The sequence below is a fragment of the Anaerostipes sp. genome, assembly GCF_018381315.1.
GTDB lineage: Bacteria > Bacillota > Clostridia > Lachnospirales > Lachnospiraceae > Anaerostipes.
On record NZ_JAGZSD010000013.1, the window covers coordinates 64,949 to 87,497 of the forward strand.

13 protein-coding genes and 1 riboswitch are annotated in these 22,549 nt (G+C 45.7%); of the genes, 12 read left to right on the forward strand and 1 reads right to left on the reverse strand.

Translation table 11 applies throughout. The annotated features are described in order from the left end of the window. Positions 1-2: 2 nt before the first annotated feature. A complete protein-coding gene (locus tag KH180_RS11080; RefSeq protein WP_290760234.1) occupies positions 3-8,039 on the forward strand; it encodes an Ig-like domain repeat protein in 8,037 nt (2,678 codons plus the stop codon). A gap of 23 nt (positions 8,040-8,062) precedes the next feature. Further along, positions 8,063-8,272 carry a hypothetical protein gene (locus tag KH180_RS11085; RefSeq protein ID WP_290760236.1) on the forward strand — a complete coding sequence of 70 codons (210 nt, stop codon included), beginning with the start codon at positions 8,063-8,065 and terminating at the stop codon, positions 8,270-8,272. 77 nt (positions 8,273-8,349) lie between these two features. Here the strand turns inward: KH180_RS11085 and KH180_RS11090 are convergent, their stop codons facing one another. Beyond that, positions 8,350-11,040, reverse strand: a complete 2,691-nt coding sequence (locus KH180_RS11090) for a hypothetical protein (protein WP_290760238.1) — start codon at positions 11,038-11,040, stop codon at positions 8,350-8,352. Positions 11,041-11,250: 210 nt separating this feature from the next. Continuing rightward, a riboswitch (cyclic di-GMP riboswitch) is annotated at positions 11,251-11,337 on the reverse strand. Between the two features lie 125 nt (positions 11,338-11,462). Between KH180_RS11090 and KH180_RS11095 the strand changes: the two genes are divergently transcribed. The 10 genes from KH180_RS11095 (at position 11,463) to KH180_RS11140 (ending at position 22,095) form a co-directional block, all read left to right on the forward strand. Next, positions 11,463-12,314 (forward strand): energy-coupling factor transporter ATPase, encoded by an 852-nt coding sequence (locus tag KH180_RS11095; protein WP_290760240.1) that lies wholly within the window; start codon positions 11,463-11,465, stop codon positions 12,312-12,314. After that, positions 12,299-13,162, forward strand: a complete 864-nt coding sequence (locus tag KH180_RS11100; protein WP_290760242.1) for an energy-coupling factor transporter ATPase — start codon at positions 12,299-12,301, stop codon at positions 13,160-13,162. Before KH180_RS11095 ends, KH180_RS11100 begins: the two co-directional genes overlap by 16 nt. Further along, positions 13,155-13,967 carry an energy-coupling factor transporter transmembrane component T family protein gene (locus tag KH180_RS11105; protein WP_290760244.1) on the forward strand — a complete coding sequence of 271 codons (813 nt, stop codon included), beginning with the start codon at positions 13,155-13,157 and terminating at the stop codon, positions 13,965-13,967. Before KH180_RS11100 ends, KH180_RS11105 begins: the two co-directional genes overlap by 8 nt. A 14-nt stretch (positions 13,968-13,981) precedes the next feature. Continuing rightward, entirely contained in the window at positions 13,982-14,740 is a 759-nt protein-coding gene (truA, locus tag KH180_RS11110; RefSeq protein WP_290760246.1) for a tRNA pseudouridine(38-40) synthase TruA, read from the forward strand. Continuing rightward, positions 14,741-15,433 carry an anaerobic ribonucleoside-triphosphate reductase activating protein gene (locus KH180_RS11115; protein WP_290760248.1) on the forward strand — a complete coding sequence of 231 codons (693 nt, stop codon included), beginning with the start codon at positions 14,741-14,743 and terminating at the stop codon, positions 15,431-15,433. A gap of 107 nt (positions 15,434-15,540) precedes the next feature. After that, positions 15,541-17,925, forward strand: a complete 2,385-nt coding sequence (locus KH180_RS11120; RefSeq protein WP_290760250.1) for a ribonucleoside triphosphate reductase — start codon at positions 15,541-15,543, stop codon at positions 17,923-17,925. 177 nt (positions 17,926-18,102) lie between these two features. Beyond that, positions 18,103-18,537 carry a 50S ribosomal protein L13 gene (gene rplM, locus KH180_RS11125; protein WP_006568523.1) on the forward strand — a complete coding sequence of 145 codons (435 nt, stop codon included), beginning with the start codon at positions 18,103-18,105 and terminating at the stop codon, positions 18,535-18,537. A gap of 16 nt (positions 18,538-18,553) precedes the next feature. Beyond that, positions 18,554-18,946 (forward strand): 30S ribosomal protein S9, encoded by a 393-nt coding sequence (gene rpsI / locus KH180_RS11130; RefSeq protein ID WP_006568524.1) that lies wholly within the window; start codon positions 18,554-18,556, stop codon positions 18,944-18,946. A gap of 159 nt (positions 18,947-19,105) precedes the next feature. Then, a complete protein-coding gene (locus KH180_RS11135; RefSeq protein WP_290760255.1) occupies positions 19,106-19,381 on the forward strand; it encodes a hypothetical protein in 276 nt (91 codons plus the stop codon). A gap of 95 nt (positions 19,382-19,476) precedes the next feature. Continuing rightward, positions 19,477-22,095, forward strand: coding sequence for an InlB B-repeat-containing protein (locus KH180_RS11140; RefSeq protein ID WP_290760257.1), 2,619 nt, complete (start codon positions 19,477-19,479; stop codon positions 22,093-22,095). Positions 22,096-22,549 lie beyond the last annotated feature (454 nt).

Consider the following 22,549-nt stretch of genomic DNA (forward strand, 5'->3'; position numbering starts at 1 on the left):
TTATGAGGGGAGCGAGAAGATTACAAAAAGGGAGCGTAAAAAGAACAGCGGCAGCCGTAATGGCTCTGATACTTCTTGCTGTACAGGCCCTGCCCGGAGAGCATTTGAGTGCAGCGGCAGACAGTAAGGACACGAAGGATCTTCCTGTTCAGGTACTTACAGGAGAAGGTCCTTATGAACTTACAAGGACAGATGTGTTATACAAAATTAACGGCAGCCGGACGGTAAACGGCAGCAATGATTCCGGGGCCATTGAAATTAAAGGATCAGGCAACTATTATCTGGAAGTGACCGGTACTGTGAATCTGAATGGGGCAAATGCTTCAGGAGCAATCGGAGCTACGGCCGGTATTCATCTTCCGAAAGGAGCGGTGCTGACTATCTCAGGGACGGGAACCGTCAACGCCGTCGGGGGCAATGCTACCAACGGTGAGGACGGAGAGAAGGGAGAGGCAGGAGGATTAATTGATTCACCACCTGGAGGAAGAGGAGGTTTCGGAGGCGGCGGAGCCGCTGCCGGAATCGGAGGTAACGGAGGCTTTGGAGGAAAAGGAGGCAACAGTGGGCAGCATGCGCCTGCTGCTGATCCCAAAAACAATGGGGAAAGCAGCGGAGCTTTATACTTAAAAGGAACGGTTAAGATCCATGCCAAAGGAGGTTCCGGAGGAAACGGAGGCTCCGGAGGCAGAGGGGGAGGAGGCTTAATAGTAATTTCGGGGATTATAAATGCCGGATGGTCAGGAGCCGGAGGCGGCGGAGGCGGCGGAGGCGGTTATCCTGCTGCCGGGATCGGCGGAGGCGGCGCTGGCGGAAGCGGAGGCGGTGGAGCCGGTGCTGGAGATTCAAACGCTGAGAGTATCTTTACCTGTACCCGTTTTGCTGTCTACGGTGGAAGCGGAGGCGGAGGCGGAGTTGGATACGGAAACGGCGGAGGCGGATCCGGAGGGAAAAATGCCTATGTTTATCAGTTACCTATGCCGTCCATATATGATCCGACTCAGTCTGGCCCGGGAGGCGCAGGTGCTACTGCCGGAAATAAAGCAGGCGACGGAGCAGAGACACATATCAAAGGGGATGTCATCTATGGGAATGATTTCAGCGGAGGAAAAGGATACGGCGCAGATGGAACAACCCCGGGAAAGGGAGGGGCAAAAGGCTCAAGTCGTCCCGGAGGAAATGGATCAGCTGCCGGAACCGCCGGAAATGGAGGAACGTTTATATACTATACGATGAACACCGTCTATTCCGGAGCACGGCAGCTGACCAATGGCGTATCAGCCAATGCAGAAAATATTGGTTCCGGAGGCGGAACCGAAGGCGGATACGGAACCAGCCAGGTGAAGATGTACACCATAGACGATGTGAATGCCACGGTGGATCCCAAAACCAGAGAATATGACGGAAATCCTTTGATACCGAAGGTGAAGGTGGTCGGAAAGGATGGCAAAGACATTGGGTCTGACGCATATAATCTGAAATGGCCATCGGATTTTCTGAACGTAGGAAAATATGAGGTTGGACTGGAGGGAAAAGGAAGTCCGAATTTCAGTAATTATCTGGAGGGAAGTACTACATTAAATTACGAAGTAACCAAGGGAAGTTTTAAACCGGTAATCTCCCTGTCAACTTCCAAGGTGAGCATAGGTTCTGAGATGACGGCAACACTGCTGAATAACGAAGGCCACGGGGAAGTTACATGGACTGTGGACGAAGGCAGTGACCGTGTAGAACTGAGCAGCACCCACGGAGACAGCATTCAGATCAAAGCAAAGGAAAAAGGAAAGTTTAAGATTCATGTAAGCGTCGCAGAAACTGCAAACTATAAGGCTGCTCTCAGTGATCCAAAAGAAGCGGAAGTGACGCCGGAGGGAGTGGATAATTTCCAGCTTTCCGGGATTAAAGACAAGCCTTATACGGGAAAAGAAATTATGCAGGACGATCTTGTGGTTAAGATGAAAGAAAAAACACTTACACTCGGCAAAGACTATAAAGTCGAATATGACAATAATGTCGAGCGGGGCGAGGCTGCGATGAAAATCATAGGGATTAATGACTATGACGGGGAGATTACGACCTGCTTCTACATTAACAGGGCGGACATTAAGGACGCGGCTGTCACAAAACCGGGCAACCTTACATTTACCGGAGAAGAACAGACGAGCAGGCCGTCAGTAACCTTCAACGGGAAGCTTTTGAAGGAGGATGTTGATTACACAGTAAATTATGATGAAATGATCAGCGGCCATGTGACAGTAACCATTGTCGGAAAAGGAAATTTCACTGGGACCAAAGAGACATCCTATGAAATTCTTCCGGCGGATATCAATACGCTGGATGAGTACAAGATTGAGCAAATCCCAAAAGTCATCTATACCGGAAAACAGCAGAAACCGGATGTGAGGGTTTCTTATAAGGGTAAGAATCTGACGGAGGGAACGGATTATAAGGTAGAATACCAGCAAAATGTAAATGCCGGTACTGCAGCAGCCAAAATAACAGGAACAGGAAATTACAAAGGAAGCAAATCCGCAGCCTTTGAGATAGAAAAGGCCGTTCTTACGGTCAATCCGGACAGCGGGCAGTGGAAATATGCAGGCGGCAGCGACGGTGAAATTACATTTACCTACAGTGGAAATCTCAATGGGGATCATCCGGAATTTGACCCGGATACCCGGCTTGAAAGGGCAGAGGGAGAAGATCTCGGAACTTATGAGATCACTCTTGGCACACTTTCATTAAAGAGCGGGGGAATCAACGATAACTATACACTGGCTATGGGGGACAGGACTACCTATGAGATCCGGGCGTTCAACACAGAGGCGGAAGCAGCTATTGACGGTCATATGGGACTGGACGGATGGTATAACAAAGAAAAGATCAAGATCAAGGCACCGGATGGTTATCTGATTTCTTTTAACAGTGATCCTGCCGGAGCATGGTCTGAATATGTCGTTCCCACTGACGGAGATTATTCTGACGGTATGCCGTATTATTTAAAGAAGGCAGATACCGGGTATGTATCACAGAGCAAAACGATCAAGTTTAAACAGGATACAGAAAACCCGGTATCCCGTATTGAAGTCAATCAGGCAAAATCATGGACAGGACTGTATGAATTCCCGAAGTTTAAAACCTATTTCAGTGCGAAAACCCCGGTACAGGTCAGTGTCTATGGAGATGATGATCTGAGCCAGATAGGAGAGGTACAGTGGTATGCATCCAGAGAAATCCTCGGCAGGGATGAACTTGAGGACCTTTCATCATCTGACTGGAATAACAATACAGATTTTGTTTTAGATCAGGATGAGAAGTACATCATCTATACAAAGGTTGTTGATAAGGCAGGGAATATTGATTTCGGGCGGAGTGATGGATTTGTCATTGACAGTATCGATCCGGTGATTACGTACCGTTATCCGAAAGAAGGAGTCTGGACAAGTGAAACACAGCCGGAGTTTCAGGTAAAAGCAGTGGATGACAATTCAGGTCTGAAGGACCGGTATGTGGATTATGACATTGAAGGGAAAATACAGCTCCTGGAATTAGATGAGAATGACAGTGCAGAAATCAAAAATATGCCCGACGGAGATTATTATGTAAAGCTGAATGCTCAGGATAATTCAGGAAATAAGGCTGAGGTTCCTGTCCATGTCATGAAAGATACGGTAAAGCCTTCTATAAAAGTAAGCGGAAATATTGAAGAGTATGCTACTGAGCAGGAGGTTAAAATTAATCCGGCGGTCGGAGCATCGGGAGTGGAAAAAGTTTATATGCAGTTTGCAGAAAAAACAGATGACTTTGATCCGGACGGCGAGTGGGAAGATATTACGGATGACTATAAGGATGACCAGATCTATGTGGCTCACAAAAATGGAACATATTATTTCAAAGTAAAGAGTGTGGTAGGCCTCAGCTCTGATACGACAAGCATTTCATTTACAAGGATCGACAAGACCAGACCGGTTGTATCCATAGAAAGTACAAAGGCGGATAAGTCACAGTTTAACGACAATGACTGGACAAACCGGCAGGTGAAAATAAAGGTCAGAAATCATGCGAAGAATCTTGGAACCAGCGTATATGAGTATCGTTTAAACGGACAGGAATGGAAAAAAGCTGAACCGGAAGATGATATTGTAAACTTGAGTATGGAAAAACAGGGACAGCATACCTATGAATTCAGAATCACAAGCAATGCCGGAGTAGTAAGTGATATACAGACATTTCATGTTAATATTGACAAAGTACTTCCGACCGGTTCAATTTCTATTGATGAGAACCGCTGGACAGAATTCTTAAATGCTGTGACGGGAAAACTGTTTTTTGGAAAGACGGTGGACGTTTCCGTCAGTGCATCTGACACGGAAAGTGGGGTAGAGAAAACAGAATATTTTGAGACAGAAGGTACCAAAACAGAATTATATGCTGCTCTTCCAAAAACACAGGAAGAACTGGAAGCTTATGTAAGCAGCCGGGGAGGCTGGAAGACGGGGGATTCTTTCTCGATTGCGGCAAATAATAAACATAATGTCATATACGCCAAAATAACGGACAAGGCCGGAAATACAGGCTATGTGAGCAGTGAAGGTTTTGCGCTGGATACAGAGAAGCCGGAGATTGCTGCAGATGTAAAAGGAGCCTTTGATTTTGGAAAATTGGGTCAGTGGATTACCGAGCAGGACGGGGCAGTAGAAATAGCAGTCAATGATTCTTTGTCCGGTGTCGGCAAAGTATCCTATAAGATCGGAGATCAAGAAGAGGTTACGGTCGATTCTAAAAATTCTTTTTTGATTGACGGCCTGAAGGAAGGCAGCTATGATCTTACGATCAGAGCCTCTGACAACGCCGGTAATGAGGCGTCAAAGACCATTGCACTCAATGTGGATCAGACAACGCCGGAGGTGAAGCTTGCAAAAGGAAATCCGGATGACTATGCGGCTTATCAGAATATCCTCATAGAACCGGTAACCGGACCTTCCGGAATCCGTAAAGTGGAAGTGCAGTTCGTGCCCGAAGAAGAGCAGTTCAGCCATAAGAATTGGCGGGATGTCACTGATTCCTATCGAAGCGGTGACCGGATCATAAGAAAAGGCACATATTACGCACAGGTGATGAATCAGCTTGGAGAATATTCAGATACACAAAAGTGGGTCTTTGACCGGATTGAATTTATAGAACCTAAGATTCATGCATGGACTGAAAACGGCGACGGGAAAAAGGTTTCAGAAGATACTTGGATCGGCGCAGACGGAAGCATTAAATTTGAAAATGATCCATCGAATGTGCAGAATTTTACCTATGAATATGCAGTGAACGGCGGCGGATGGGAAAATGCGTCTTCTGTGGAAAATGGCACTGCATCTGTGCAGGCATCCTCTCTTCCGGAAGGAAGCAGTGAGATCAAGATGCGGGTAGGAAATGAAGATGCAGACGGACAAAGGGTATACTCAGAAACAACCCTTCAGGTAAAAACTGACCGAACGAAACCATCAGCTTCACTGGTACTGGGAACAAAGGATGCAGATGATCAGCTGGAACAGGAGGACTTAAGATCAAACTCTTTTGTAGAGAACAATAAAATACAGGAATTTTACGGAACAGAAAAATCTGTTTTCTTAGATAAGGTTTCTGATGGAACATCTGCAAAGGACAGTGGTGTTGATACCATATCTTACTACATATTACGAAGCGGTTCCGGTGAATATCTGCAGGATTATCCTGGAACAGAGGCAGAGATAGAAGAGTTTGTGAACAAACGCTGGACTACCATGTCGGCTGAAGCATGGGAGGATATTCTGGGAAATGGGAAAGACACAGGATTCTTAAGAGAACTTGCGCTGAACCGGTCTTACATTATATATGCCAAGATCAAGGATAAAGCGGGAAATGTTTCCTACATTTCCACCAAAGGGTTTGCTCTGGACAATCAAAAACCAACGGTCATCACCGACTATAAAGAAGGAGTCTGGATCACTGATAATACTCATAAAGTAAAGATTCAGCTAAAAGACAGCCTGGGAGGAATGGGGGCCGGATGGTATAAAATTAACGGAAATAAATACGAAGTACAAAATGATCAGGTGAAGGATAAAATGTACTTCGAGATCCCTGCAGATAAACTGGAAGAGGGAGGTTCCAACGTCATCGAGATCGGCGCTTCCAATGTTATTGGTACAGAAGCAGACCCTGTCACACTGGAAGTCAAAAAGGATACAAAGAAGCCGGCAATTATACTCAAAGGAGATACGAAAACCTATGCTCTGGCACAGAATATTACAATCGAACCGGAAACAGGTGCTTCAGGACTGCTGAAAGTGGAAGCTAAAAAGGATGACGGTGCATGGCAGGATATTACCCAAGTGTATAAAAACGGGTATATGGCAGAAAAGAACGGAGTATATTCTTTCCGGGCGACAAATGGCGCAAAACAGGCATCAGCCGTGACAAGCATCATTTTTGACCGGATAGAGAGTGATCCTCCGGTAGTCCGATTAGATGCAGAGTCCAATTTTGAGGACAAGGATGCCATAAAATATGAAGAAGGCAGCTGGACCAACAAAGATGTAGAGATGAACGTACGCAACATGCAGCAGAACTATGGCTTATCCACGTTTGAATACAGTACGGACAGCCGAAGGACGTGGAATTACCTCGGAACAAGTGATGACAGTGACGCTGCCCTTACAATCAAAGAGACAAATCCAGGTATTCATTCTTACAACTTCCGGATCAAGAGCCAGTTGGGACTGGAATCCAATATCAGGGACATCAATGTAAAAATTGATAAACAGAAACCAGTGCCTTTAAAGGCAGAAGAAACCGGAGGCTGGACGAACCGTGAAAGCCAGCTGGTAATCAAAGCAGATGACGATCTTTCAGGCTTTGGCACCGCTTCCTACTCTTTTGACGGAGGAAAGACATTCAGCGATTCACCGAAAGCCGCTTTCGATAAGAATCAGGAAGTGAAAATTGTGATACGGGATCAGGCGGGCAATGAGACAGAAACTGAGGCAGAAATTGAATATGTAGACCGGCTGGAACCGGGGATCAGTAAAGCAGCTCAGGACAGCAGCGATTGGAAAAAGAGCAAGAAGGTAAGTGCAACAATCAAAGATGCTGCGGCAACACAGGAGGACGGAAGCAGCGGAGTCGCGTATGTTTTCCTCACATCGCACAATCCGTATAAAGGAAATAAACTGGCAAGGACGGAACCTTATTCTGATGACATTGTAATGAGGGCAGCAGCGGGATCAGATACATATGTGACTTCTAAGGGAATTACAGATTACATAGATAATACGGATAATGATAATTACTGGGTCGTTGCTAAGGATGAAGCGGGAAATGCTGCGGCTACCTCACTTTGTGTCAATAAGATTGACGGAGTAAAAAAACCGGAACAGGGAGGCAATCAAAAGCCAAGTACGCCGGATAAGCCAAATAAACCGGACGGATCACCGAATAAACCGGGGAATAAGCCAGGCGGCAGTGCAAACGGCGGAGATAAGCCTGACGGAGGAAACAGCGGCGGTTCAGCCGGCAGCCGGCCTAGTGCAAATGGAGGCCAGGGAAGCAACGGCGGAAAACCTTCTTACGAAAATGGAGGCCAGGCAGCAGAATCGAAGAACCCGGAAAAGCGGAAAAATGAACTGACAGATCTTCTGGATCAGGTAGATGAACTGCTGAAAGATAAAAAATTATCCTCAAAAGAAAAAGCGAAGCTGTTAAAGCAGAAAAAAGAATTGCTTTCAAAACTTTTGAAAACGATCACAGAGGAAGATGTACCGAATTCCAAAGAAAAGTTAAGAAAGAATATCCTTTTGATTGACAGCCTGCTTGCAAGAGATGACCTGACGGCAGAACAGAGAAAAGCATTGGAAAACAAGAAAGCAATCCTGGAGAGAAAATACAGCCAGCTGGGAGGGGCAGACCAGGAGTATCTTTATCTTGGATTTCTGATATTCAGTATCATGATTTTGGGAGGATCCATGTATTTCATCTGTTATTACAGGAAAAAAAGGAAGGAACTGTTGATTTGACCACAGAAGAAAGGAGATTATAATTGGAAAAAACAAAAATAGTAAATATCCTTTATTTCTCAGGAATTATCATTCTTCCCTATGGGTTCATTCTGCTGATGGGAATGCTTGAGAAAGCGGGAATCATATCTTCCAGATACAGTTTCATGATTGTGCTTTTGGCATTGGCAATCATGGCCGTGATGGGAATACTTGCAGTGAGAAACTATAAAAAAACAAAAAGAGAAGCGTAGAATCGGTTTTTAAAATTTAAACCCCCGGCTCAAACCATGAAACCATGTTTGAGCCAGGGGTTTTGTACATAGTGTTTCTATTTTATCTGTCTTTTTATTAAGAAGCCGGCACAGATCAGGCTTCCTGATAAAATCAGAAGGAGGGAAGGCATGCCGCGGTTTGCATCTGACGTGGAAGCAGGGCTTCCAAGAGAGCCTGGGCGGCTGCCTTTGGAACTGGATTTGTGGCTGTTGCTTTTAGCGGAAGCATTTCCCGTCACAGGTCTTTTCCTGACAGCAGTTTGTCTGCCGCCGGAAGTCCGGTCATCTGTGCTGGCGGGAGTGTTTTCGGATCCGGCTGCGGAAGAAGCAGCGGAGGAATTCAATGGATCTTTATATACAAGAGTATAGACAGAGAAACGGTCAGTTTCTATTGTTACTTTATCCGGTTCAGTGCTTAAATTGTTCAGGACTTCTGCTGTACTGCTTCCGTCATCCTCCTGATGAATACGGATCACCTGGAACTGCCTGCCTTCCTTCTGAAACTCCTCAGGTACCTGAAAGGTGATCTTTAATGGAGAATCCAGCACAGGAATTTTTTCAGGGGCGCCATCCGTTACTTTCAGAAGATTAATGTCAAGGATGGAGGCCTGATGTGTCTGAGTGCGGTCCATCTGTTCCTTCAGAAGCTTTTGAATGTCTGCAGGAGGAGCTGTTACCGGTTCAGATTTGAGCACAATCTCCACAGTGCTTCCGTCTGCAATTTTCTGTTTGTCGTCAGCTGTAAGAAACTTATCTGTATCCGTATTTTCCAATGTTATTGCAGGAGCCCTGGAAGGCTGTTCCACAGCAATGGAGCCGGAAGCTGTGCCGAAGGATGCAATACTCCAGGAAGATAAATCTGAGGACTGTTTGTATGCCAGTTTTCCGTTTTTCAGTTTAAACCAGTCTGCATCTGGATTGCTGCCCGTGTAAGTCACGATAGTATCCCCCACAGCTAATCCTGAGGTTTTGAGTGTTGTCGGAACAGTATCGGACTTAGGCTCAAAGGATGCAAGGGTGATAGGATGACTGATGGAAAGTGAGTCAAAGTGGGCGATTTCATCAAACGCAGATATGCTGTCTTTGAGTATAAGTTCGGAAACCGTTTCCGAAGAGAGTGCATGCCCTTTCAGCAGAAGTCCGCCCCATAGTAATTCAGTCTGGCTGTTGGAAACGGAGATTGTACTCTGTGAAGGTTCTGCCAGGCTTTTGGAGCTTTCATCATCAACTTCTCCGGCTGCAATATAATCACCATAGTACATAGTGTCTTTGTATTCACTCCCCTTTACATTATCCAGGGTAAGAGAAGTTTTTGCTGATTTGGCAGAACCCCCTCCTGCGGATTCTCCGCCGCCTACGATAGTGCCTACAATTTCACTGTCCCTGTAAACCGAAGAGCAGGAGCCTTTCACATCTGCGCTGGAGCCCTGTCCTGATGCTGATCCGCCGGTGTGGAAAGCAGCCGCTACAGGATTGCCCCATTGTTCTCCCACCGGAGATACAGAATTGATTACATTCAGGGAAACAGAACCGTTTACATCTGCAGAGCCTCCGCCGGATGCAGTGCCTCCGGCAGTTACATAGCCGTATATATTGGAACAGCCGGTCAGATTGGCAGTGACATTGCCGGAAACATCAGCACAGGCGCCGCCGCCTGCATCACCGGCACCGTGGAAGATCATCACTTCATTGCCGTTTCCGGCAAAGGAAGATGTTATGGAACCGCATTTTGCATGGGCGCCGGATCCGCTGGCATAGCCTCCGGAATACACTTCCCGGATGTCGACACTTCTCATGGTACAGGAAACAGAACCTGCCACATCTGCAGATGCTTTGCCGTCTCCGGATGATGTGGCAGAGCCGCCTCCCCGCAGAGAATAAGTCCTGCCCGTAACGCTGATACTGACAGATCCTGCATTTGCCGATGCATTATAGGAGCCGGTGGTATACGCATAACCGCCTCCGTATAAATTGCCGTGGTTGCCGGACGGAACAGACGCAATATCAACAGTGACGGCTCCGGATACATTGGCGCTGGCATTGCCCTTGGATGCACTGGCATAACCTCCGCCATAGACTTTGGACACATTTACAGTACCTGTAACTTTTATGGAGACATTTCCTGTCAGATCAGAAGCTCCGGTGCCGTCAGAATATCCTCCCCCGTATATTTGGGATACCTGTACATTCTGTATGTCAATATTTACATTACCTTTTGTGGGTTTGTTCTTTCCGCCGCCGTAGACTGTAAAACTGCCTGTAACTGGGGTATCGGACAGTCGGGTATTGCCGGAAGCGTCAAAAACATAAGCCTTGCCGTCAGAATCTTTTTTGATGACGATGGATGTACCCTGAGCATAAAGCGTGCTGCCTTCGATCAATATCCCGGGATCTTCAGATGCTGCCTTTTTTGTTTTCTGCACCTTGGCAGTCTCTGTCTTAGGGTCCGCTGCTGTCGGAGAAGTTGTATCCTTCTTAAGCTCTGTTGAAGTCTGTTTTTCAGGAATGTCAGAACTGTCCTGTTGGTCTTTTTCAGTCTGAGGTGCCAAAATCTCAGTCTGATCCTGAGAATCTGGCAGCTTTTCCTGCTCTGATGCTGTCACAGTCTCAGCTGAGGCTGTATCTTTTAGGACCTCCCCGTTTTCCGGTGTTTCATCAGCTGCATAGCTGATGTTTCCCAGTGTTGCCAGGCCAAATATAAGAAATGCTGCAGTGATCCAGGCAGCAGGCCGTTTTAAGCGTTTCATAATGATCTCCCCCCTTAAATACTTACGCGTTGGTTTCGTTGAAGTTTTGTTCCGAATCTTTGTAATGAAAAAACTCCGGCAGTAATCTGCCGGAGTCAATTTTATCCACATAATGTGCAACGTAAGCTAAACTGCACAAAAAAGAGTGCAGTAAAAAATCCATTGTCAGGACAGTACAATAACGTACAAAACAATGTCCTGCAGGTAAAATGGAGCAACCGGCTGCCATACCACAATACATGGTTTAGGCCCTTGGCTTTGCGTCACCGGATTTCCCCGGTTTTGCCCAATTATAAAGGCCGCATTCTGCGGTACTTGTTTATATATTCAGTATATGATTCAGGCACATGAATGTCAATGAATACCTATTGTTTCCAGTGCATTTTATTGATATAATGGAGCATATGTCAAAGGAGAAACCAATGTCAATATTACAGATCAAGGATTTAATTCATCAATATATAACATATGGGGAGAAGGAAGAAGAAAACCAGACAGTCAACGCTGTGGACGGAGTGGATCTGTCTGTAGAAAAGGGCGAATTCATTGCGATTCTGGGACACAACGGGTCCGGCAAATCTTCTCTTGCAAAGCATATCAACGGACTGCTTCAGCCTACATCCGGCACTGTGTATTTAAAAGGCATGGATACGAGAGATCCCAAGCAGATTCTGAAGATACGTCAAAGTGCAGGCATCGTATTCCAGAATCCGGATAACCAGATCGTCGGCTCTGTGGTGGAGGAGGACGTGGCCTTCGGTCCGGAAAATATCGGCGTGCCTACAAGAGATATATGGAAGCGTGTAGCCAGGGCACTGGAGGGTGTCGGGATGACAGCCTACAAAAGTGCCAGTCCCAATCATCTGTCAGGGGGACAGAAGCAGCGTGTGGCCATTGCCGGTATCATGGCTATGGAGCCGGAGTGTATTATTTTGGACGAGCCTACTGCAATGCTGGATCCGAAGGGTAGACGGGATGTACTTTCGCTGGCCCGGGAGCTGAATCAAGAAAAAGAAATCACGATTATTCTGATCACTCATGATATGGAGGAGGTCCTGATGGCGGACAAGGTCTTTGTCATGGATCAGGGAAAGATTGTTATGAGCGGAACACCAAAGGAAGTCTTTGCCCATGTAAAAGAGCTGAAAGAATGCGGACTGGAAGTTCCGTTTGCCTCAGAGCTTGCCTATGAGCTGAGAAAAGAAGGGATCAGGCTTTCTGATACGATAACGACAAGGGAAGAACTGGTGGAAGAGTTATGTCAATTAGTTTAGAAAAAGTAAGTTATATATACGAAGATAATTCTGATATAAAAAAGCCTGCGCTGATCGATGTGGATTTAGAGATCGGCGAGGGAGAGTTTATCGGTATTATCGGCCATACCGGATCCGGAAAGTCAACTCTGATCCAGCATCTGAACGGGCTGATGGAACCTACAAAGGGGCATGTTTATTTTGAGGGTAAGAATATCCATGACCAGAATTATGATCTTAAGAGCCTCCGGGGAAAAGTAGGTCTCTGTTTTCAGTATCCGGAACACCAGCTGTTTGAGACGACCATACTGGAGGATGTCTGCTTCGGGCCTGCAAACTTCGGCGCTTCCAAAGAAGAGGCATTAAAGGCTGCAAAAGAAGCCCTTACCGATGTGGGAGTGCCCGAGGAGCTGTTTGAGAAGTCTCCTTTTGAACTGTCGGGAGGACAGAAAAGGAGGGTTGCCATCGCCGGAATCCTCGCTATGAAGCCAAAGTATTTTATACTGGATGAGCCCACTGCAGGGCTGGACCCGGAAGGCAGGGTACATCTGTTAAACCTTCTGAAGCGTTTGAATCAGGAGCAGGGGATCACGATTATCCTTGTGTCTCACAGCATGGAAGACATCGCTTCCTATGTGGACCGGCTGATTGTCATGAACCGGGGCCGTCTGGAGTTTGACGGTGAGAGGGAAGAAGTTTTCTCTCATCAGAAGGACTTGGAGCAGATGGGGCTGTCCGTTCCGTTTTTCCGTTATCTGGCCAACGATCTGAAGGAAAAGGGATTTCCTTTGGAGGGAGAGGTTCTGACTCTGGATGATGCCAAAACGGCAATCTTAAAAACATTAAAGAAGGAACAAACATATGATTAAAGATATTACCATAGGACAATATTACAGATCAGATTCTATTCTTCACCGGCTGGACCCGCGGGTGAAGCTTCTGGGAACGTTAATATACGTCGTTACGCTGTTTTTTTCAAAATCTCCGTTGACCTATGCGGCTTCCATGCTGTTTCTGGCGTTAATGATCGGAATATCCACAGTGCCGGTTTCTTTTATTGTCAGAGGGCTGAAGGCAGTGGGTGTTATTCTGTTGTTTTCGGTGGTAATCAATATATTTTTTATCCCGGGAGAAGCTATTGTACATTTCGGTGTAATTAAGATCACAAAGGAAGGGGTTGTGACCGCGGTCTATCTCGGCACAAGGCTGGTGATGCTGGTGCTGGGCACGTCACTCATGACCTTCACTACCACGCCTAATGAGCTGACGGACGGTTTGGAAAAGTCTCTGGGCTTTTTAAATATAATCAAAGTTCCGGTACATGAGATTGCCATGATGATGTCCATTGCCCTGAGGTTTATACCGATCCTTACCGAGGAACTGGACAAGATCATGAAAGCTCAGACTGCCAGAGGAGTTGATTTTAAAAACGGAAGCTTTCTGCACCGGATGAAAAGCATGGTGCCTATCGTGGTACCTCTTTTTGTGGCGGCGGTGAGACGGGCAAATGACCTTGCCATGGCAATGGAATCCAGATGTTATCACGGCGGAGAAGGAAGGACAAAGATGAAGCCTTTAAAATACCGTTCAAGGGATTTGGCAGCATATCTGTTTCTGGCATTATTTTTGGCACTGATGATTTATCTGGGATTTTTCTGCCCTGTCGGCAGATAGGCGAGAGGTGACCGATGAAACGGATTAAATTAGTAGTGGCGTACGACGGAACCAATTACTGCGGCTGGCAGATACAGCCGAAGGATAAAACCATTGAGGGAGTTCTCAACGAAAAACTCAGCAGCCTTTTAAATGAGCAGATTACGGTGATCGGGGCAAGCCGCACGGATTCCGGTGTTCATGCGCTCGGCAACGTGGCAGTGTTTGACTCCGGGACAAAGATTGCGGGAGACCGGATTGCCAGAGCACTGAACCAAAGACTTCCCGATGACATTGTCATTCAGTCATCGGAGGAAGTACCCGATGATTTTCATCCCAGATATCAAGACACAAGAAAAACCTATGAGTATACGATTTACAATGCAGCATTTGACAACCCGGTCACTGCAAGGCATCATCACTTTGTCTATGTGCCTCTGGACTTTGGGCGCATGCGCGAGGCTTCACAGTATTTTTTGGGAGAACATGATTTTATCAGCTTTTCTACCACAGGAAGTCCTACCAAAACCACTGTGCGGACTATTTATGAGTGCGAAGTGAGACAGGATGGCCCATATATCACTATGAGGGTGACAGGGAACGGTTTTCTTTACAATATGGTGCGTATGATGGCAGGCACTCTGATCTCCATCGGACGGGGACGGAGAGGGACAGAGTGGATCACAGAATTATTCCGGAATCCTAAAAGAGGAAAGGCAGGCCCCAACGCTCCGGCCAAAGGACTTACTTTGATAAAGATACGTTATATGGATCAGGAGAGGGAAGTGGATTAAATGAAGATTATGGGACTGCAAAAGTCAACGCTGCTGGATTATCCAAGAAAAGTCGCCTGCACGGTATTTACCGGCGGGTGTAATTTTTTATGTCCGTTTTGCCACAATGCGGAACTGATCTGCCCTTCGGAAGATGAGAGCGGTATTTCGCGGGCCCAGCTTCATGCATTTCTTAAGAAGCGGAAAAATATCCTGGACGGAGTGTGTATCTCCGGCGGAGAACCGCTGATCCACAGTGAACTTGCAGAGCTGATCAGAGAGATCAAAGAACTTGGTTATCTGGTAAAGCTGGACACCAACGGAAGTTTTCCTGAGAAGCTGAAAGAGCTTGCAGGAGAAGGACTGTTGGATTATGTGGCTATGGATATTAAGAACTCTAAATATAAATATGCCCGGACAGCAGGCATGGAAGCGCTTGATATAAGACAAATAGAAGAAAGTGTCAGGTTCCTGATGGAAGGAAGTCTCCCTTTTGAATTCCGCACTACAGTGGTGAGACAGCTGCACACAAAGGAGGATATGCTGGAGATCGGAGCGTGGATAGCCGGAAAGGAACCATATTTTCTTCAGACATTTGAGCCTTCTCATACCGTGCCGGCACAGGGGTTTACGGCTTATGAAAGAGAAGAGATGGCAGAGCTGGCCGGCCTTTTAAGGGAGCAGCTTCCAAATGTAGAATTAAGGGGGATATAACAATATATTGTGTGTGAAGGCGGCGGATTGCACAATATATTGACTTTGTGTTATAAGGTGTTATAATTTTATGTATGAATAAATAGAAAGAATGGGGTGTAAGTGTCATGTATTATGTAATAAAGAGAGACGGAACGAAGGCAGAGTTTGACATCCAGAAGATATCAACTGCGGTCACAAGGGCATTTGAAGCCAAAGAAAAACAGTACCATCCCAGCGTGATTGATCTGCTGGCTTTAAAGGTCACTGCGGATTTTGAGCCAAAGGTAAAGAACGGCGTGATTGCGGTGGAGGATATTCAGGACAGCGTGGAATCCGTATTGATTCAGGCGGGCTATGCGGATGTTGCCAAGGGATATATTCTATACAGAAAACAGAGGGAAAAGATCAGAAACATGAAGTCCACGATCTTAGACTATAAAGAACTGGTGGACAGCTATGTGAAGGCAAGTGACTGGCGTGTCAAGGAAAATTCTACGGTAACTTACTCTGTGGGAGGCCTGATCCTGAGCAACAGCGGTGCAATCACAGCCAATTACTGGCTGTCTGAGATTTACGATGATGAGATTGCAGATGCCCACAGAAATGCTGACATTCATATCCATGATCTTTCTATGCTGACCGGATACTGTGCAGGCTGGTCTTTAAAACAGCTGATCCAGGAAGGGCTTGGAGGCGTCCGGGGCAAGATCACTTCCGCTCCGGCGAAGCATCTTTCAACGCTCTGTAATCAGATGGTGAACTTTCTTGGTATTATGCAGAATGAATGGGCCGGAGCCCAGGCATTTTCATCCTTTGATACCTATCTGGCACCGTTTGTTAAGGCAGACGGCTTATCCTACTATGAAGTAAAAAAATGTGTGCAGTCCTTTATTTTCGGCGTTAATATCCCCAGCCGCTGGGGAACCCAGGCACCGTTTTCTAACATTACCCTGGACTGGACCGTGCCGGATGATCTGGCTGAACTGCCGGCTATTGTGGGCGGAAAAGAGATGGATTTTAAGTATAAAGACTGCAAAAAAGAAATGGATATGGTCAACAAAGCATTTATCGAGGTTATGATCGAGGGGGATGCCGAAGGACGCGGCTTCCAATATCCCATTCCGACTTATTCCATCACAAGGGATTTTGACTGGTCTGACACAGAGAATAACCGTCTGCTGTTTGAAATGACGGCAAAATACGGCACTCCGTATTTCTCTAATTATATCAACAGTGAAATGCAGCCAAGCGATGTGCGCAGTATGTGCTGCCGTCTCCGGCTGGATCTGAGAGAGTTGAGAAAGAAGGCCGGAGGATTTTTCGGAAGCGGCGAGAGTACCGGTTCTGTGGGGGTAGTAACATTAAATCTTCCTAAAATCGCATATCTGTCTGCGGATAAGCAGGAATTTTATCACAGGCTGGACCATCTGATGGATGTGGCTGCCAGATCCTTAAAGATCAAGAGAACCATCATTACCAAATTATTTAATGAGGGACTCTATCCTTATACAAAACGTTATTTAGATTCCTTCGGCAATCATTTTTCTACTATTGGTCTGATCGGAATGAATGAAGCAGGACTCAATGCAAAATGGATAAAAGCAGATCTGACAGAAGAAAAAGCACAGGAATTTGCAAAAGAGGTATTAAATCATATGAGAAGCCGGCTGTCAGACTATCAGGAGGAATACGGCGACCTCTATAACCTGGAAGCAACTCCTGCCGAATCAACTACATACCGTCTGGCAAAGCATGACAAAGCAGCTTATCCTGATATCATTACAGCCTCCGAAGATGAAGAAACACCATATTATACCAACAGTTCTCATCTCCCGGTGGGATATACGGACGATGTCTTTGATGCTCTGGATATTCAGGATGAATTACAGACATTATATACATCAGGGACTGTATTCCATACATTCCTCGGAGAAAAGCTTCCGGATTGGAAAGCGGCAGCAGCTCTGGTGAAAAAGATTGCAGAAAACTATCGTCTTCCTTATTATACAATTTCACCGACCTATTCTGTGTGCAGGAATCATGGCTATCTGAACGGCGAAGTTTATGAATGTCCGGAATGCGGGGAAAAGACCGAGGTATACAGCAGGATCACCGGTTATTACCGTCCTGTACAGAATTGGAACGACGGAAAACAGCAGGAATATAAAGAGAGAAAGCTGTATGACGCAGAGCATTCCAGCCTGAAGGCATGCAGGACTCCAAAAAAGGATGTAAGTATTGCTTCAGAGAAAGAGAAGAAAATAGAGGAAGCAGAGAGGGCACTTTTGTTTACCACAAAGACCTGTCCTAACTGCCGGATGGCAGGAGAAGTGCTGAAAGATTCCCGGATTCCGTTTGAGATCGTGGATGCGGAGGAACACCAGGAGCTGGTGCAGGAATACGGTATTATGCAGGCTCCGTCCCTGGTCGTACTGCGGGGAGATGAGTTTGAGACACACTGCAATGTTTCCAATATTAAAAAATATGCAGAGCAGAATCACTGCGGCTGACCAGAGAACCGGCGTGTCTGATTTGTTTGATATTTTTTGGATAAAATTTATTGACACACCCCGGTCAGTGTTATATAATATGAAAATGTGACATAAAAGAAAATGCTTACCCCAATGCCCCGGAGGGAGTATTTTATATAGAAGACACATTGATTGAGAAATTTAGGAGGAAGAACCATGAAGAGCTTTATGGCAAGCCCATCAACAATTGAAAGAGAATGGTATGTAGTTGACGCCACAGGACATACATTAGGACGTTTAGCATCAGAGATCGCAAAAGTTTTAAGAGGTAAGAATAAGCCGACTTATACTCCTCATATTGATACAGGCGATAACGTGATCGTTGTGAATGCAGATAAGATCCAGGTAACTGGAAAGAAATTAGACCAGAAGATCTACTACAATCACTCTGATTATGTAGGCGGAATGAAAGAAACTACTTTAAAAGAAAAAATGGCGAAAAAACCTGAAGATGTTATTTATCTTGCAGTAAAAGGTATGCTTCCAAAAGGTCCTTTGGGAAGAGCAATGATTAAGAAACTTCACGTATATGCAGGTGCAGAGCACAACAACCAGGCTCAGCAGCCAAAAGCATTAGAGATCAAGTATTAAGAAGGAGGACGATTAAGTGGCTACAGCAAAATATTACGGAACTGGTAGAAGAAAAAGCAGTATCGCTAGAGTATATTTAGTACCAGGAACAGGAAAGATCACAATCAATAAAAGAGATATCGACGAATATTTAGGATTAGAGACATTAAAAGTAGTCGTACGCCAGCCATTGGTTGCTACAGACACTCTTGGAAAATATGATGTATTAGTTAATGTAATCGGCGGTGGATTTACAGGCCAGGCAGGAGCAATCCGCCATGGTATTTCCAGAGCTTTATTACAGGTTGACGGAGACTTCCGCCCGGTATTAAAGAAAGCAGGATACTTAACAAGAGATCCTCGTATGAAAGAAAGAAAGAAACCAGGTTTACGTTCTGCACGTCGTGCACCTCAGTTCTCCAAACGTTAATCGGAAAATATCAGAAATTACAAGGCACTTTTCAGTGGAAATCACTGGGAAGTGCCTTTTTTATGCTCTGACAGACTAACTATTTTTGAGACTGTTCCACCTGAATAATATAGCAATATATCAAAACTTTTAAGAAGTATAATATGGAGGGATCACAGGATGAAGAAGAGAAAAATATGGCTCGCTGTTATTCTGGCAGCGATGCTGGCTGTGGGACAAGGAATTATTTCGGCAGCACCTGCAGAAAGTGCGGAAACAGAAATACCTGAGGCTGCTGCAGAAACAGTGCAGGAAGAGACAGACGAGACAGAGGCAACAGCGGAGACCACAGAAACATCAGAGAGTAAAAAACAGACAAATACGGAAAAGGAAACTAAAATTCAGCCAGCAAAAGAATTGCTAAAAATTGGGGGGGGGATCGTAAAAAGAGCCTAACCCTCAAAAAAGCTGACAACGGTCAGAGCAGGCTGGATATCAGTAAGGGAGATATCAGGATTACTTCAGGAGGAGCCACTTTAAACGGAACTGCAGTGGAAGACTCTCTGAATGAGAAGGGATACTGGATTACCGGTACAACCAAGACTTATAATCTGGTGGTGGAACCGGGGGTTACAACGGCTATTACCCTGGATAATGTAGATATTACAGTTGATATTAAAAAACTGGATTGTATTAATGTATCTCACGCCAACGTTGTCCTTACATTGGTGGGAAAAAATCATTTGTATAGTCAGGCAGGAGGAGCCGGTATATATGAAAATGGGAATGCATTAACAAAAGACGGGATGGATGGTTCCCTGACTCTTCAGTGTGAAGAAGCAGATAACAAAGGCCACCGCTGTGATGAAAACTGCGGGACACTGCTTGCAAACGGAGATACTACGAAAAGGCATGCGGGAGCAATCGGAGGTACGTATAGGGTGGCTATTAATCCTGACACAAAGCCGATAGAAACAGGGTTTGTGAATTTTACGATTAAAGGAGGAAACATCGAAGCCTTTGGAGGGAGCCATTGTCCAGGAATAGGAGCAGCCTGCCGGGCACAGGAAAAAGGCGGGTACACAAAAAATATTGAGATATCCGGCGGAAATGTAAAAGCCATTGGGACAGAGTATGGATCTGGTATTGGATCCGGTATGGGTACTAAAGTAGACGGTATTAAGATCACGGGAGGAACCGTGACGGCAACAGGAGGTCAGTATGCACCGGGTATAGGTGCATCGGCCACTGGGGCAAGTTTTGTTTCTTTTCAGACACAGGAGACCCAAAATGTAGTTATTAGCGGAGGCGATACGGTAGTGACGGCCATCGGAGACTCCGGCACAAATATGCCGGGCATCGGATCCGGCGGAGGAAACAGCAAAGTCACCAATGTCACTGCGTCTCCGGATACTGGATATCAAGGCTATATTCAGGACGGAACCTCTCTTTCAGATTATACATTTATGGATGGAACTCCATTTTCAAAGGAGACAGATATCAAAGTCGGAAGATTTTATACAAAGGTTTATTTTGGACCGTTCCGGGATGCCAACGATATTGATAAGACAAGCAAAGAACAGATCGGTGCCAACCATCTGATCAGCAAAAGCGGAGGAGAACCGTTTACGGAGGAACAGCTGAAGCAGCTGACCAAAGTGACGGGAAAACAGGAGTCCGGTGAATATTTCCCGAGCAGTCAGCTGAGCATAGCAGACCAAAAGCAGCTGGATGCGATTAATGAGGCAAAGATGAAAGGACAGATCGGGGATTTTCCTCTCACCTATACAACGGAGAACGGAACAAAAGCAACAGTCACCATCTCCTTAAGAACTGACGGTACGGATGCAGCCAAGATGGATCCTGAGAAACCCACTTCAATGATCGGGGCAAATGATTTCCGTGAGGAGACAGGCGGTGATCCGTTTGGGGAAGAGGAAATAAAAAAGCTGGGAGAGTTAAAGGGAAAGGATCCCGACGGGAACAATATTCCTCTGGGAAATTATCTTTTAAATACAGAACAGTATCAGAAGATCAATGATGCAAAGACCGCAGGAAAAGTGGGAGTTTTTCCGCTGACCTACGAGACTGCGGACGGGAAAAAAGCAGTGATCAATGTAACTCTGGTCAAATATGACCAGGCAGCAGAAAACCCGGATAATGGGGAAATACTAAAAGGAAAAGATGTTATCAGCAAGACTGGAGGGTCAGCTTTTGAAGAAGAACAGCTCAAGGCGCTGACAAATCCACAGATTTTGGATGCCGATGGAAACAAGCTGCCAAAAGAGCAGATCAGTATTGCGGACAGCAGCCAGGTGCAGAAGATCAATGAAGCAAAGACGTCAGGCAGTACCGGAGAGTTTCCTCTGACTTTGAAAACAGACGGCGGAACAGAAGTGACAGTTACCGTATTCCTTAAAGATGAAGGAAGTGACGGCGCAAAGTACGATCCGCAGGATCCGGATCCCTCCATAGGAGCCGATGATGCGGAGCATGAAACTGGCGGAAATCCATTTTCGGAGGAAGAGATCATAAAACTGTGTAAAGCACTGGGTAAGAACAGCAATGGAGATACCATTGATATTTTTGCGGACAAAACTCAGCTGCAAAATCTGAATGCAGCCAAACAGGCAGCCAAGACCGGTGTATTTTCTATGACGTTTTCCATGGAAGACGGGACAAAGGTCCAGGTCAAAGTAACACTGACAGGAAAACATAAAGTGAACTTTGATCCAAACGGCGGAGATTATACACCGGAGATACAGACTCCGGAAGGAGGAAGCACTCTTGTCCGTCCAAAAGAACCTAAGAAAGATGGGTATGATTTTGTCGGATGGTTTTATACAGATGAAAATGGAAAAGAAAGAGAGTGGGATTTTAAAGATCCAGTCAACCAGAATATGACGCTGAAAGCAAAGTGGAAAAAAACGGACAATCATACATCCTCTGAGCAGAAAAATCAGGGAGGAGACAGCGGAAGGTCCGGTGACAAGGAATCAGGTACGAAGAATCTACCGGGTTGGGACTACAGCAAAAGAGGCGGCAGCAGTTCCGATGGAAAACTTGCCAAAACTTCAGATACAAAGCCTTTGTATGCCATGATGGGACTCTCTGCGGCGGCTCTTTTAGGTATTTTATTTGCTGCAAAGAAAAAAAGAATTCACAGGTGAATGAATGTGTAACCTCTGTTTTTGGCTGCTGCCGGTAAAAGATACTGACAGCAGCCAAAAAAATAGAACATCAGACTGTTGACAATATTAGAGGCAGAGAATATAATAAACAAAAATAAGTAAATGAAATGAGGTGTCTTTTTGTTACGGGTTTCTTTAGTGAGCATTGCGGAAAAATAAAATATTGATCAGGGATGGCAGGCATTAGGATGCCGGTCTGTCTTTTATCGGTCTGTTTTATACAGGCTGATCTGATGTATTCGCCTTACAAACCCGTTTCATACGCTTCTATATAGATTGAAAGAAATGTTGAGACATAGCTGTAATGCTGTGTTTTTTTATTTCATAGGAAAGAGCGTCCCATGAAATAAAAAACGCTCCGCGAGGATCGCACTGCGGCAATAAGGAATCATGTCGCCAAAGCGACCCGCCGCAGGCGGAGAATCCCGCAAGC

Excerpts from the sequence above, each read along its gene's own strand:
- KH180_RS11100 (WP_290760242.1), top strand. The coding sequence starts at position 12,299 with ATGTCAATTAGTTTAGAAAAAGTAAGTTATATATACGAAGATAATTCT.
- KH180_RS11090 (WP_290760238.1), bottom strand. The coding sequence starts at position 11,040 with ATGAAACGCTTAAAACGGCCTGCTGCCTGGATCACTGCAGCATTTCTT.
- KH180_RS11135 (WP_290760255.1), top strand. The coding sequence starts at position 19,106 with ATGAAGAAGAGAAAAATATGGCTCGCTGTTATTCTGGCAGCGATGCTG.
- KH180_RS11080 (WP_290760234.1), top strand. The coding sequence starts at position 3 with ATGAGGGGAGCGAGAAGATTACAAAAAGGGAGCGTAAAAAGAACAGCG.
- KH180_RS11105 (WP_290760244.1), top strand. The coding sequence starts at position 13,155 with ATGATTAAAGATATTACCATAGGACAATATTACAGATCAGATTCTATT.
- rplM (WP_006568523.1), top strand. The coding sequence starts at position 18,103 with ATGAAGAGCTTTATGGCAAGCCCATCAACAATTGAAAGAGAATGGTAT.
- KH180_RS11120 (WP_290760250.1), top strand. The coding sequence starts at position 15,541 with ATGTATTATGTAATAAAGAGAGACGGAACGAAGGCAGAGTTTGACATC.
- KH180_RS11115 (WP_290760248.1), top strand. The coding sequence starts at position 14,741 with ATGAAGATTATGGGACTGCAAAAGTCAACGCTGCTGGATTATCCAAGA.
- truA (WP_290760246.1), top strand. The coding sequence starts at position 13,982 with ATGAAACGGATTAAATTAGTAGTGGCGTACGACGGAACCAATTACTGC.
- KH180_RS11095 (WP_290760240.1), top strand. The coding sequence starts at position 11,463 with ATGTCAATATTACAGATCAAGGATTTAATTCATCAATATATAACATAT.